A 13,436-nucleotide genomic window follows, 5' to 3' on the forward strand; every position below is an offset into this window, starting at 1 on the left:
GAATGAGTTGCTGAAGGACCTGGGAGGAGATCAGTGGGATATAGTTTGACTGAGGGCCAGTTCGACGCGCCGGCTGAATCCACAGTCGTCGATGGCCTGTCCGCGCGCTTGGGCGTCGTGCTGCCCAAGGACTACGCCGACTTCCTCAAAGAGCATAATGGCGGCGAAGGTTTCATCGGCGACAACTATATTATTTTTTTTAAAGCCGAAGAGTTGGCTGATTTCAATCGAGAATACGAGGTTGAAAAATATGCGCCAGGCATCCTGTTGTTTGCGTCAAACGGAGGAGGGGAAGCCTATGGCTTCGACACCCACGATGTGGAAATGCCAATCGTGCGCATCCCGTTTATATTTATGGAACGGCAATCCGCCGAGACGATAGCGCGAGACCTCGCCGATCTATTTGCCACACTGGAGGACTTGAAATGAGCGTACAAGATACGGCTTCTCGCTCCAAGGGCATGGAACTGTTCGAGATCAAACCGATTGCGGTTGGCGGCGATCCAGTCAGTTTGGAGAACAAGATCTGGTTGACCAGACAAGAGCATTTTGAAGTGGTGCGCTTCTGGAATCGAACTATCGAAATTCAGCGTAAGGCGGCGCTGGAGAAGGCGGCGCGGGCGGATCGTTAGGGCGCGGCAATTGCGGTGATGTGCATTTTAACGACTGTGTCTATGTGATTGGAGTGAGGTTCGGACTGAGATCTGGGAAATAGTGCACTGTCACCGTAATTCTCCGCCCCGAAAACCGCGCCGAGATCGATTGCCAGCTCGACCAGTGAATTTCCAACATTCTTGAGTTCCGGACCTGGTTGGTTTCGCCCGAGTCGCCAAACCCACGATATCGCGCTGCCTCTTTCAGAATGAGGCGTATGATGATCCGTTAGGTTTCGACAGCAAGGGAGGAACAAATGCCAATCGGAGCAGCGGTGGAGTACCTGCATAAGTTGCGCAGAGAGGCGATCCATGCGGAAGCGGGCAACGTGAAAGGGATTACGCGTCATTTGCAGCTGAACATTGGGAAGTCGCGCGACCTTTTGGAAACGACCGGGGCAACGGATGCAGCTCTGGCTCACCTGCTGGAGGCAGGCAACGCGCTCATTTGGGAACTCGCGCCTATTTCAAAACAAACTGCCGCGCTGAGGAAGGACAAGATTTCTGGCTTAAGGCACGCCTTTGAAACGGCGTTAAACATGGCCATTGAGGAAGTCAGGAAGGCGAAGCCAAAAGCCTAGACTGGCACGGCCTCTGAACCGCCTTCGAGGGGCGGGACGCCTACCGGTTCGTCATCCTCGGGCTTGACCGCCTTGACCAGGGGATCCATTCCGCGACATCTGTCGACGAACGGAGTTGCGGTGACAGTGCACTCATTCTCTGATGCGACTCCGCTTCTCGAAGTCCGCTATTGCTTCAGGACGATCGAACGGAAGCAGTGCACTGTCACCGCAATTTTGGCCAGGAAAGGCATCAAGTAGGAATTTTTTCCTGCAACCCATTGACCGTGTGAGGGCAGCAATGGTACATTTTGCCTATGGTGCTGATTTGCGCCAGCGACCCGCCCTTGAGGCGGGTTTTGTTTTTGCGCGATGGTCGGTGCGGATCCCGCGATGATTGCGAAGGAAGGCGGCGCCTCCGCATCGTCGCAACGCCTTGATGTGACGGAATGGATTCCTTGGGCTTGCAGAGCGGTTCCAGGGGGCTGCGCTGCTAGCTTCGCCCTGGAATGACGAAGTTGGGATCACCGGCGCTTTCCCTCGCTTGACGATGAACTTCGCTTCCTGCGGAGGAAAGTCCATCCATGACCGCTTGCATCGTTCCCGCCACTTTGCGCGATCTCTCCTACATCGCCGCCAACCTGCGCCCCGAGGACCGTGCCGAGATCGACTGCCAGCTCGACCATTGGTCGCCGGCGCTGCTGGCGCTCACCGCGTTGCAGGGGTTTGCCTATGTGGCGGAGCTCGACGGCAATCCGGAGGCCGGGTTCGGCGCGGCCGAGCAGCGGAGCGGGCTGTGGATCGCCTGGAGCTGGGGCACGCGCCGGATGAAGCGCTGCGTGCCCAGGATTACAGAGTTCTTTCATACCGTGCTGGGGCCTCAGGTTGCCGCTCGCGGCGCCTGGCGGGTCGAGGCCCGCGCCCTGGCCGCCAATGATCTGGCGTTGCGCTGGCTTGGCCGGCTGGGCGCCACGCAACGCTGCCTGCTGCCGGGCTACGGCCGCAACGGCGAAGATTTCTTCCTCTACGACTGGACAAGAGAAGGCTGGAACCATGTGTCTGTTTCAAAAACCACCGGAACTGAAGCCATTGCCGCCGGCGCCGACGATCAAGGACGAAGATGTCAAGGCGCGCGAGGCGGCATTGCGGGCTGAGCTCGAACAGCGCCAGGGCACGCAGAGCACCGTCAAGACCGACCTCGCGCCGTCGAGCCTCACCGGCCAGCGCCGCGTGCTCCTGGGGCTTTGACCATGACAGCGATGAAGCGCAGCTTTCGCCGGCGCGTGCTGGACTGGTGGTACTGGCGCCGGCACGCGCGGCTGGTGAAGAAGCGGAGCGGGTGATGCTGCCAATCTCCCCCTTGTGGGGGTTGAGGAGCGGTCCGCGCAGCGGACGGAAAGCCAATTGCTTGGCTTTCCGAGCAACGAAAGCCCGGCAGGGCAGAGGGGGCGCTGTCCCGCCGACCTATCAGTCCTTCCTTTTTCGCCCTCCAGGACTGAATTCGATGGAAGCCTGAGAGGCTGGCGATCCTTCGCGCTCCCCATTTCCAATCGAAACACCCTGCCTGACAGAACATGAAAATGGTTGCAGGCCGAGGGACAACGCCCCCCTCGGTCCTGCCGGCTTTCGTTGCTCGGAAAGCCAAGCAATTGGCTTCCCGTCCGCTGCGCGGACCGCTCCTCAACCCCCACTTGGGGGGAGATTGGCAGCTTCGGCGCCGCGCGCCATTGTCAATCCCTTTCCCACATCCCAGCGAGGCACCCATGACCGATTCCCGCGCCCGCGATATCCTGTCCCGCCAGTCCGAGCTCGAGACCGAGCGCAGCCAGTATGAGGCTGTGTGGGAGCAGGTGGCGGAGTTCTGCGACCCCGACGCGCCCGATGTCTGGAGCGGGCGCCGAAGCGGCGGGCCGGACTCGCAGGCCGAGCGGCAGGAGCGGCGCGGCAGCCGCGTCTACGCCAACACCATCAATTCGGCCGCCAATCGGCTGGCCGCCGGGCTGGAAAGCCTGATCATCCCGCAGTCGGAAAAATGGCATGGCCTGTCGACGGCGGCGATGAACGACGAGGAGACCGACGAGGAGAAGGAATGGGCGGAAGGCTTGCGCGACTTCCTGTTCTCGCTGCGCTATTCCGCCAATTCGAACTTTGTGCCGGCCACGCAAGCCTGCCTGCGCAATGTCGTGCGCTATGGCCCGGCCTATCTCTATGCCGAGGAAGGGTTCGGCAACACGCTGATCCACTATGCCTCGATCCCCGTGGTCGAGGGCTATCTCAGCCGCAACCGCTGGGGCCAGGTCGACATCTTCCATCGCCGCTACGAGCGCACGGCGCGGCAGGCGGCGCAGCTGCTCGGCTATGAAAAACTGCCGGCGCGCATCAAGGTGCTGGTCGACGATCCGGTCAAATGCGAGAGCAAGATCTCGCTGGTCCAGTGCATCCAGCCGCGCGACGAGCGCAGGATGTATCGGCTGGGCGATCAGTACCAGTATCTCGACACGGCGTTCGCCTCCTACCACGTCATCGAGGACGAGGAGGAGATTGTCAGGGAAAGCGGGTTCCGCACCTTTCCGGTGTCGACCTTCAACTGGCGTCGCTATGAGGGCGATCCCTATGGCATCTCGCCGGCCATCGAGGCGCTGACGACCGTGCGCGAGGAAAACGCCGTGCGCCGCTCCGGCTTGCGCGCGCTGCAGCAGATCACCGATCCGGCGACCGCCTCGAAGGCCAGGCTCGACTATGTGCCGGTGCTCAATCCCGGCGAGAATTATCCCGGGCTGATCGACGACAATGGCCGGCCGCTGATCGCGCCCATCACCACCGGGCAGAACCCGACCTATGCCTTCAACTACGCGCAGAGCCGCGCCGACGAGATCCGCGACATGATGTTCGTCAACCTGTTCCAGACGCTGGTGCAGAACCCGCAGATGACGGCGACGGAAGCGCTGATCCGCCAGGAAGAGAAGGGCGCGCTGCTCGGGCCCTCCGGCTCGATCATCCAGGCGGGCTTCGCCACCAATCTCGAGCGCGAGCTCGGCATTCTGGTGGACAAGGGGCTCTATGACGAGGACAGCCGCTTCGTGCCGCCGGAGAGCCTGGCCGGCAAGACGGTGCGGCCGACCTTCACCGGTCCGCTCGACGTGCTGCGGCGCTCGGCCGAGGCGCGCGACACCATCCAGGTGGTGACGACGGCCATGCAGATGGCGCAGTTCGATCCGGGCGTCATGGACAATATCGACAGCGACGAGGCGATCAAGATCGTGCAGAGCGCCGGCCGCAGCCCGCAGCGCATCTTTCGCCGCAAGGAAGAGGTCGACGGTCTGCGCGATGCCCGCGCCAAAGCGCAGCAGGCGCAGGCCGGCATGGCGGCGATCGCCAGCGCGGGCAAGGCGGCCAAGGATGCGGTGCCGGCGGCGGTGCAGGCGCGCGACAGCGGCCTGCTCGACGGCCTGCAGAACATGCTGCAGGGCGCGGGTGGCGGGCAGGGCGCCCAGGCCGGGCAAGCCACACCGGGCGGCCAGGCGCCGGCGGGGGGCGGCGCATGAGCGGCAAACGCTTCGCCCGCGCCAGCCAGGCCGGCGGTCCGGCCAAGGCGCGCGACGCGCTGACCAAGGCCTATCTGCGCGTCTTCTCCGGCGAGGACGGCGAGATGGTGCTGGCCGACCTCGCGGCGACCGTCGGCTACTACCGCCGGCCGTCCTATGGCGAGTGGATGGCGCGGACCCGGACGCCCGAAGGCTTCGAACTGCACAGCGCGCTCAGCAATGCCCGAGCCGAAGTGGTGCAGCACATTATGGGGTTCCTGACCCTGGACGAAACGCAGCTGGCGGCGCTGGAGAAAGCGGCGCGGGCTGAGGGCTAGGTGAGTGACGCGAGGCGGTGAAGCCGCCAATCTCCCCCCGCGAAGTCGGGTTCTCCAAATTTCCCAATAAAAATAAATGTTTAGCGCATTCAAATTTGATCTCGCTTGCGGGTTTGTGCAGCGTAATATGGAACGGAGCGGCAACTTGCAGACATTTTGTGTACAAAATTCGTACAGCGAATCCGGCTTCGTTCTCGAAGTGACATCGGCTCGCCTGTCCACGACCTTCCGTCGGGAAGGCCAACCCCTCATCCTGCCGCATCATAATTACTGCACAGCATGGTCGTACTACAGCACTTGTATTGCGGGTTGCTCTGAGGCAGTGTCCGGCCAGTTGGGGAGGGGTGCTTCGCTTTGGCATTTACGTTTGGCGCACATCCATGACCAGACCTGAGGGCCTTCCCGATTTCGGCAATCCGCCACTGGACGAAGTGGTGCTGGGGGTCCAGTTCGCCCGGCATCCTGGCTACAGCGACCTTTTCGCGTGGCGCGTCCGTGAAGAATTCAAATCGGAATTTCCAAACTACGCTGAGGTGCCGCGGCTCGATCCTCGCTTCGAGGTCTTCGGCGGCGCGGAAACCATGGCGAACTTCCAGATATCGTTCCAAAGCACCGAACCGAGTAAACGGTATTGGTTCATCGCCGATGACGACAGCCATCTACTGCAGTTCCAGGACGACCGTTTTCTCCTCAATTGGAGAAGGCGCGCCAGCCGGGCCTATCCGCGTTTTGAAGCTATTTCAGCGATGTTCGACGGCTTTCTTACAAGGCTTGCGGCCAAGTTCGACAGTGACCGGTCACCCCTTGTGATCAACCAGGCAGAGATATCCTACATAAACGCCATACCCTTGACCGACGGCACTCGGATGTCTGACTGGCTTAGCATCGTTCAGCCGACGGGCTTGAATATCGAACAGCTCAACGCCAATTTCTCGGAAGTGGTCTTTTCACCTGATGGAAAGGACCCAGTTGCTAGAATGCACTACGAGGTTAGTCTTCATAGTACGCGAGAGGTCAAACGGGCGATTCGTCTTGGGATCACTTACCGAGGGGCGCCAAGTCAGAAAGATGTCTCAGGGGTCAAAAATTTCTTTGCGGACGGTCGTGTAAAAATTATCAATCGGTTCTGCGATCTAACTACCGAACAGGCGCATAAGGTATGGCAACGAAAGCAATGACAAATTCGTCAGCCTCAGTTTACTCGATCCAACCTCATCGGCGCGGCAGAGAGAGCGACTGGGCTGTTCACCGCCTTATCGTTCAAAACCCCGACTACGCTTGGTCCGACGCGGTGATAGGTAAGCTCGAGGAACTGATGCGACTGCCGAAGGGCTGGGATGGTTACTCCGGCAGGTCCGTTGACTTCAGTATCGCTTATTTTGCAGCAAATCTGTTGCAGGCGATCTATGTGCCTGGGGCTCCTTGCCCGAGTTTGGTGCCTGGTTCGGACGGCACCTTGCAGATTGAATGGCATAGCGCCGGCCTTGATATCGAACTGGACATCTTAGGCGCCAACAAAGTCGAATGCGTGATGGCCGACATTAATACGGGCGACGAGGAAGAAGCGAAGCTCACCGTTGATTTCAAGATCGTGAGGGTATGGATCGACGAAATGGCAAAGCGAGCTGCTGATGCTGTCCCCGCCGCCGCGTGATGACGACGGCGATGTGATCCCGCACGATCATGCGGAGATTCTCCCCGGGGACACTCTCATTCGCCGGGTTAATCCGATTCACCATGTCGTTTCGGATGACAACCGGAATTGTCGGCGTCTGTCATCAAAACTCATGAAACCGCAGGGCGGTGGCATGTCTGTCGACCACGAGCGGTCGATCTTGGAAGAAGGTAAGGATCCTGTCGCCTTTGTCCGAACGCCGGTCTATGTCGCTGCTGTACAATTCCAAGCGCAAGCTGCTCGGGCAGCAGCGCTAAGGGTCGGCTATGACCCTATCGAAGGTAATGCCTTTCACTGCGAAGTTTGGGGCGCCGCTCCGCGAGCTGACAAATTTACTGGTGCTCAAGAGAAAACCTTGCTGAACACCTGCGGATGGTACATCCCGATAGAAGGCGTCGAAATCCGGTAGACCACCCCGCTTGTCGGATGTTGGCATAGCGGAGCCGAACGCATGGTGCACAGTTACAGTAATTCCTAGAATTTGCTCAGATCCACAGTGATGCGCATCGGGCTGGTTTTGACGTCCGGCGGCCAACATCGCTGGACTGATCTTGAAAGTTGCCGGGCCGCTGCTGCCGCCGCTTCGGACTGCGGTTCATAAGACACGACGGCGACCGACTTGACCTTGCCGACTTTGTCCAGGGTCACTTCGAACGTGGCTTTGATGTGATTTTCGACGGCGTCACCCGGCAGGACCAGGCAATCGCTGATCTTCTCAATGTTGATGGCGTCTTTGGCGTGTGCGGAGACTGAACAAGCCACCAGCAGTGAGGCTATTAGAAGTCGCATCGTCATCCCCTTGGAGAGGAGACGATAGCGTCGAAATGCTTTGAGGGTAAGGGTAGCACCAGCTTTTCAGACCTTGGTGCTGCCCTCAACCCCCTGCCGGGACCTTCTCCCCGTGACGGGGAGAAGGCGGCTAACGGTCAATAATTGCCGTTGTAGTAGCGGTCGTCGCAGGGCGCGGTGTAGATGCGGCCGTAGCGGTCCTGGTAGCGGCACATCTCGTCGCCGCGGCGCTGCGGGGTGGTGGCCGAGCCGACGACGGCGCCGAGCAGGGCGCCGCTCGCCGCGCCGATGACCGTGCTCTTGGTGTTGCCGCCGATCGCCTGGCCGACGAGGGCGCCGCCGGCGCCGCCGATGAGCGCGCCGGTGGTGGCCCGCTGCTGGCCCTCGGTCTGCGACTGGCAGCCGGCAAGTGCCGCGGTCATCAGCACGGCGGCCATGGCTTTGTGAAAGGTCATGCGAGGTCTCCCTTAAAGGTCTGAAATCCCTATCGATCGTCCCGTGCGGTCGCATTGCGGCGGAACGGGGGCACGAGCGCTCACGATATAAGACATGGTTTCTCGGGGGTTGATGGACCGGGAGGCCAAAACATCTCTTTCGAACAAGGGGCTAGCTCTCGTCCCTATCAAAATGATTCAGCCTGTGGCGGCTCGGCCGAAGCCGAGCCTGGCCGCCCCCGCGCGCCGTGCGCACCCCTTCTCGTCTCATCGAAAAATGGAGAAATGTAATGACCCGAGGTCTTCCCCGGACGCTTGTCCGCGCCGCCGCCCGCGAGGCCGGCCTTGCCCCGCCCAAGCTCGGCCTGAAGGCCGTGACCACGGGGCAGGGCGGTGCTTTCCGTACCGTCTTCACCTTTGCCGGCATGCAGGTGCCGGTGACCGACGCGCTGGCCTATGCCGCCCAGAAAATCTTCGATTTCGCCGACGGCAAGGTGCGCATCAAGGGCGGGACGGCGCGGCTGCAGTTCGCCGTGCCGACCACCCGCGCCTCGACCATCAACGACAATGCGGCGCTGACATGGTCGCTGGGCTCGGCGGCGGCGTCGAGTGCGACGCTGGCCGGAACCATGGTCAACGTGCTGGCCTCGACGGCGCGCACGCTGGACGGCGCCGGCGCGGCGCTCTCGACGGCCTCGACCGCCGACATCGCCGCCGCGGCGACGCTGGATGGCACGGCGACGCCGGTCGATCTCTATCTCAACCTGGCCTTTGCCGCCGGCACGGATATCGACGCCGACGGGACGATCGCCGTGACCGGCACGATCACGCTGCTCTGGGAGAACTGGGGGGATAACGTCTGAGGTTTTCCCTTCTCCCCTTGTGGGAGAAGGTGGCCGAGCGAAGCTCGGTCGGATGAGCGGTGTTCCAGCTTGGCGCAGCCTCATCCAAATCGGCGACACGATCGCTGACGTCTCATTTCTTCCAGCACCCCTCATCCGTCTCGGCGCTGCGCGCCGATCCACCTTCTCCCACAAGGGGAGAAGGAGAAAAGAAGGAACACATCACATGACAGATCTGGCAGACGCCGGGTCCGTGGCGGCGCGTGCGCAGCCGGCGGGCAACCCAGTACGGCCACCGGCCAACGGGGACAACGGGTCCGCCCCGGCGGCCGGCAAAAGTTGGTTTGACGGTCTTTCCGAAGGCAACCGCAAGCTCGCTGAAACCAAGGGCTGGACCAAGCCTGAAAGCCTCGACAGGGTTTTCACATCCTATGCGGAGCTGGAGCGTCAGCAGGGTGAGAGCCTGCGCGTTCCCGGGCCGGATGCATCGCGGGAAGACTGGGAGCGTTTTCACGCCCGGCTGCCCGAGACCATGCGTCCGGTCACCTCGTCCGAGAAGGTCGAATACCGCCGGCCGGAAGGGCTGCCTGAAAACTTCGCCTATTCGGACGAGCTCGCCAATGCGTCCAAGGGTTGGGCGGTCGAAGCGGGTGCAAGCCCGAAGATCGCACAGGCCTACCACGACAAGTTCGTCGGCTACATGGCCGAGCAGGCCGCGCGCCAAGAGATCGCGCTCGCCCGCTCGGTGGAAGCTACCCATGACGACCTTGTCCGGGACTGGGGGCCGACCGACAGCGACGGCTTTCGCCAGAAGCTCGAGGTCGCCAACCGGGCGATGAAGAAGCTCGGCCTCGTCGACGCCTACAAGGCGAAGGGCATCCTTCTGCCTGACGGGGCGCTGACCGATCCGCAGATCGCCAAGGCCTTCCACGCCATTGGCGAGGCGATGTTCCGGGAAGACACGATCGACGGCGGCGCCGGGCGCAGCGGAGGCAATCCGTTCAAGCGCAACGCCGCCGGCGAACGCAACCTGACGGCCATTTCAGCCCTCGTCAAAAGCGACCCCGCCCGCGCAAGGCGGCTGGCTCGGGAGGCCGGGGAGAACCCGGACCGCTGGATGCCCAACAATCCGCTCTGAGCTGTGTCGATATTCAGGTGATCCCGGCCTGCAAACGATGGCTTTCTGTGCTTCCGGTGCTCACGGACCCAAATGTCCGCTCCGCTCCGGTTCTCGAAAGCCATCATTTTCGGCTCGGCCTGACCTGAATCTCAACACACCTTCACCACCAAACCCAAACCTGAAGGAAGACAAAAATGGCAGATGCCTACACCCGCATCGCGGACGCGATCGTTCCGTCCGTCTATGCGCAATATGCTTTCGAAGAACATGTGCAGTCGCTCGAAATCTACCAGGCCGGAATCCTGTTTTCCGACCCGGCGATCTCGTCGAAACTGTCGATGGGCGGCCGCTCCGTCGACATGCCCGGCTGGAAGGACCTCGGCAACGACCCGTCCGAGCCGGTCAACGACGATCCGGCCGATTCCATCGAGATGAAGAAGGTCGGCTCGCGCCGCGAGGTTGCCGCCCGCAACGTCCGCGCCCAGGCGTGGGGCGTTCCGGACCTGACCTCGATCCTGGCGGGCGACGATCCGCAGAAGCTGATCGTCAAGCGACAGACCGAGTACTGGCAGCGCGCCAACAAGCTCACCCTGCTCGGCATCCTGAAAGGCGTCGTCGCCGACAACATCGCCAATGACGGCGGCGATCTGGTGCGCACCACGGGCGCCTCCATCGTCGACACCGACATCATCGAGGCCGCCTATCTGATGGGCGACCGCGCCGACAAGTTCAAGACGATCTGGATGCACTCCAAGCAGATGAAGGCGCTGAAGCTCGCCGACCTCATCGACTATGTGCCGTCTTCCGAACAGGGCGGGCCGCTGATCCCCTATTACATGGGGCTGCGCGCCGTCGTCGACGACGACATTCCGGTGACGGCGGGCGTCTATACCGCCTTCATGTTCAAGGACAAGGCGATCCTGTGGAACGAGCTGCCGGTCAACACCGAAGGCGGGCCCCTTGAGTTCGACCGCAAGCCGCGCCAGGGCCATGGCGGCGGCGTTACCGAAATGGTCGGCCGCCGGCATTTCGTGCCGCACGTTCCCGGCACCCGCTTCCTTGACGCCTCCTCGGCCGGCGAATTCGCCACCGACGCCGAGCTCGCGCTGGCGGCGAACTGGGACCGCACCGCGTCGAGCGTCAAGAACATGACGTTCATCGCGCTGAAGACCACCGAGGCCTGACCAGGCCGAGGGGCGAGAGGGCGGGGGCGATGAGCTCCCGCCGGCTCTTGAGGCAAGAAAGCCGTCTGCCCGGCGAGGAAACGAACCGATCCAATACTCGCTCCGAGAAGCCGCGAGATTGATACTTACCAGAAACGACCAACAGAATCCGGCGCACTGTGATCTCCTTGCTACAGCGGGGCGATGAAATCCCGGATAGGTTGTGGCAGATTTGGCTCGTGGGAAAATTCCATGAAATCGCTCTTGCTGGCTTCCGTCTTTGGCTTCGGGCTGTGCGCCCCTGCGCTCGCAGCCGATCTGGCTGCGCCGGTGGTAACGCCGGATTGGACCTGGCAGGGCGCCTATGCCGGTGTCTTTGGCGCTGGAACGCTCGATCATTACAAAATCACGGAGCCAGGCTTCGCCGGCACTTCTACTCACAGTGTCGGCTCGGCAACCATCGGCGGCTTTACCGGCTATAATTTCCAGTCCAGCAACATCGTCTATGGTGTTGAAGGCGAACTTGGCTACCGCTTCAAGAAGTCGACCTTCCACGACGTTCCCGGCGCAGGGATACTGGATGTATCGACCGGCCTGTTTGGGTCGTTGAAGGGGCGAGTTGGCATGGATATGGGGACCTATCTGCCATTCGTCACCGCTGGCGTGACTGCGGCGCAGTTGAAGACGTTCTATCCCCCTTTCTCGGCCGAAGCAGATGCAACTCTTGTCGGCGGCATCGTCGGCGCCGGTGTCGATGTTGCGCTGACCCACAACGTCTTCCTGCGCGGCGAGTATGATTTCTCGTTCTTCGGCAAGAAGAACCTGGAATATTGCGGCCCTGGGTGCCAGCTGGACCATACGGTGCAGACGCATGATTTCAGGGTCGGTGTCGCCCTGAAGTTCTAGGCTTCCACCAAGCTCGGCAGTTTTCGGCGCGTCAGGTCTTCTTCGGCGCGTTCCAATATGGATATTCGCCGGGCGGGCAACGCCCCATGGCCGGCATCGGCTTCCCCGACACCGCCTCCTCAGGCGAATTCGCCCCAGATGCAGCATTTGCGCTGGCGGCAACCGGGATCGCACGCTCGTCGAGTGTCAAGACCATGACGTTCATCGTGCTAGAGACCGCCGGGGCCTGATCAAGAGAGGGGCAAAGCGAAGCCTCTCCCCTCGTAACTATATCGATTTGTCGTCCTAGGCTTAACTGTTTGCTTCTCGCGGGCGGCTAGATTGCCGATCTACTGCGGCGCGGATCTTGTAATGAACTGGTTCCTCCTTGCCATCACGATAGGCCTTGTCCTCTCGGCGCCGTTCCAATTGTACGGAGGCCATCTTCTCGGAGAGGAAATCGAGGCTGACCCTCCAAAGGGCAATTCGGTGTATTCGATGCTCTATTCAATTTCGACCTGGGCAAAGTATGGCGCCCTCAAACGTCAGGCTGACCGCGGCGATTGTTTCGCATGGTGGTGCTTGCTTTCGTTCGGCTTGCAGCTGGTATGGTGTGCCCTCGTCGTTTTGGCGATGTTCTCCAGCCCGATCTGGCGGAAGTGGCTGGTCGGATAGGTCGAACTCGCTCGCAGGCTAGAGCTTTGTCTCTCCGAATGTTGATTCTGCTTGGCGTGATTGGCTGGTTTGGGGCAGACTGACCGGAGAGCCACTCAGCCGTTCCGATATCAAAAGCAGCGATCTGTCCCATGCGCCTGTTGGCCACAATTCTGTTCCTGCTTTCCATCGTGGCGCCTGCCATTGCCGGCAAGATTTCCGAACCTGGCAAGGGTGTAACGCTGTCCTACAACAGCAGTTTGTGGTCGGCGACGCTCGACGACAAGGACATCGTCCTGTCCTGCATGGGTGAGACTTGTGGCGACGATTGCGATGTGGTCCTGACAATGACCCCCACAGGTCTGACCTCGCACGAATTCTTCGATCGATTCCGAAACGAGATAAACAAGAATACTATCGTCAAGGCGTCCCAGTCCGGTCTGGATCCCGTTGTCGTCGACAAACCGGCCAACGTCACGGTAGCCGGAAAGGAAGTCTCTATCTCTTCTGTCCGTCTCAAGCTTTTGGGCTCGCACGCGCGGCAGTGGATGATGGTCGAAGAGGCATCGTTCGGGGTGGTCACGCTAACCTGCAATAGCAGCGAGGATGAATACGAGATCGCCAGAAAGACGTGGTTGGATCTGGTGAAGGGCATTGTCGGTGGCTCTAATCTCACTTCGCAATGAAGGAACGCAGAGGCGTTGAAACTGCCGATCTTCCCCCGGGATCGGGGGGGTTGGCCGCTCCATTGGCGGACCAAATCATTCACTCGAAAATTCCCCAAGCCGCTTCGCAAGCG

The 13,436-nt window shown here is 61.1% G+C and carries 18 protein-coding genes; 16 read left to right on the forward strand and 2 right to left on the reverse strand.

Annotated features, from left to right (window positions below; translation table 11 throughout):
* Positions 1-45 precede the first annotated feature (45 nt).
* The 9 genes from JN279_RS17440 to JN279_RS17480 all read left to right on the forward strand — a co-directional run bounded on the left by JN279_RS17440 (position 46) and on the right by JN279_RS17480 (position 7,159).
* On the forward strand, positions 46-429 hold the full coding sequence (locus tag JN279_RS17440; RefSeq protein ID WP_244661771.1) for an SMI1/KNR4 family protein: 384 nt from the start codon (positions 46-48) through the stop codon (positions 427-429).
* Positions 426-632 carry a hypothetical protein gene (locus JN279_RS17445; RefSeq protein WP_096447807.1) on the forward strand — a complete coding sequence of 69 codons (207 nt, stop codon included), beginning with the start codon at positions 426-428 and terminating at the stop codon, positions 630-632. Before JN279_RS17440 ends, JN279_RS17445 begins: the two co-directional genes overlap by 4 nt.
* 278 nt (positions 633-910) lie before the next feature.
* Positions 911-1,234 (forward strand): hypothetical protein, encoded by a 324-nt coding sequence (locus JN279_RS17450; RefSeq protein ID WP_096447805.1) that lies wholly within the window; start codon positions 911-913, stop codon positions 1,232-1,234.
* Between the two features lie 563 nt (positions 1,235-1,797).
* Complete coding sequence (locus JN279_RS17455) at positions 1,798-2,367, forward strand: hypothetical protein (protein WP_096447803.1); 570 nt, start codon at positions 1,798-1,800, stop codon at positions 2,365-2,367.
* 609 nt (positions 2,368-2,976) lie between these two features.
* Positions 2,977-4,758: a portal protein gene (locus JN279_RS17460; protein WP_096447801.1), complete on the forward strand. Its 1,782-nt coding sequence runs from the start codon at positions 2,977-2,979 to the stop codon at positions 4,756-4,758.
* A complete protein-coding gene (locus JN279_RS17465) occupies positions 4,755-5,075 on the forward strand; it encodes a Bbp19 family protein (RefSeq protein WP_096447799.1) in 321 nt (106 codons plus the stop codon). Before JN279_RS17460 ends, JN279_RS17465 begins: the two co-directional genes overlap by 4 nt.
* 380 nt (positions 5,076-5,455) lie before the next feature.
* On the forward strand, positions 5,456-6,253 hold the full coding sequence (locus tag JN279_RS17470; protein WP_096447797.1) for a TIGR04255 family protein: 798 nt from the start codon (positions 5,456-5,458) through the stop codon (positions 6,251-6,253).
* The gene (locus JN279_RS17475; protein WP_202353472.1) at positions 6,235-6,729 is read left to right on the forward strand and encodes a hypothetical protein; all 495 of its coding nucleotides are present in this window, start codon (positions 6,235-6,237) and stop codon (positions 6,727-6,729) included. Before JN279_RS17470 ends, JN279_RS17475 begins: the two co-directional genes overlap by 19 nt.
* Positions 6,707-7,159: a hypothetical protein gene (locus tag JN279_RS17480; protein WP_096447793.1), complete on the forward strand. Its 453-nt coding sequence runs from the start codon at positions 6,707-6,709 to the stop codon at positions 7,157-7,159. Before JN279_RS17475 ends, JN279_RS17480 begins: the two co-directional genes overlap by 23 nt.
* A gap of 65 nt (positions 7,160-7,224) precedes the next feature.
* On the opposite strand, the gene JN279_RS17485 is transcribed toward JN279_RS17480, so the two are convergent.
* Entirely contained in the window at positions 7,225-7,539 is a 315-nt protein-coding gene (locus JN279_RS17485; protein WP_202353473.1) for a hypothetical protein, read from the reverse strand.
* Between the two features lie 137 nt (positions 7,540-7,676).
* A complete protein-coding gene (locus tag JN279_RS17490; protein ID WP_096447789.1) occupies positions 7,677-7,994 on the reverse strand; it encodes a YMGG-like glycine zipper-containing protein in 318 nt (105 codons plus the stop codon).
* Positions 7,995-8,263: 269 nt separating this feature from the next.
* On the opposite strand from JN279_RS17490, the gene JN279_RS17495 reads away from it, so the two are divergent.
* The 7 genes from JN279_RS17495 (at position 8,264) to JN279_RS17525 (ending at position 13,323) form a co-directional block, all read left to right on the forward strand.
* Positions 8,264-8,836 (forward strand): hypothetical protein, encoded by a 573-nt coding sequence (locus tag JN279_RS17495; protein WP_096447787.1) that lies wholly within the window; start codon positions 8,264-8,266, stop codon positions 8,834-8,836.
* Between the two features lie 205 nt (positions 8,837-9,041).
* Entirely contained in the window at positions 9,042-9,953 is a 912-nt protein-coding gene (locus JN279_RS17500; RefSeq protein ID WP_096447785.1) for a hypothetical protein, read from the forward strand.
* 176 nt (positions 9,954-10,129) lie between these two features.
* Positions 10,130-11,119, forward strand: coding sequence for a Coat protein (locus tag JN279_RS17505; RefSeq protein ID WP_096447783.1), 990 nt, complete (start codon positions 10,130-10,132; stop codon positions 11,117-11,119).
* Positions 11,120-11,350: 231 nt separating this feature from the next.
* Positions 11,351-12,004 carry an outer membrane protein gene (locus JN279_RS17510; RefSeq protein WP_096447781.1) on the forward strand — a complete coding sequence of 218 codons (654 nt, stop codon included), beginning with the start codon at positions 11,351-11,353 and terminating at the stop codon, positions 12,002-12,004.
* Positions 12,005-12,090: 86 nt separating this feature from the next.
* A complete protein-coding gene (locus JN279_RS17515; protein WP_202353474.1) occupies positions 12,091-12,234 on the forward strand; it encodes a hypothetical protein in 144 nt (47 codons plus the stop codon).
* Between the two features lie 121 nt (positions 12,235-12,355).
* Entirely contained in the window at positions 12,356-12,658 is a 303-nt protein-coding gene (locus tag JN279_RS17520) for a hypothetical protein (RefSeq protein ID WP_096447779.1), read from the forward strand.
* Between the two features lie 131 nt (positions 12,659-12,789).
* A complete protein-coding gene (locus JN279_RS17525) occupies positions 12,790-13,323 on the forward strand; it encodes a hypothetical protein (protein WP_096447777.1) in 534 nt (177 codons plus the stop codon).
* The last annotated feature ends 113 nt before the right edge of the window (positions 13,324-13,436 follow it).

Origin of the sequence: Mesorhizobium sp. 113-1-2 (genome assembly GCF_016756475.1) — a bacterium.
GTDB lineage: Bacteria > Pseudomonadota > Alphaproteobacteria > Rhizobiales > Rhizobiaceae > Mesorhizobium > Mesorhizobium loti_C.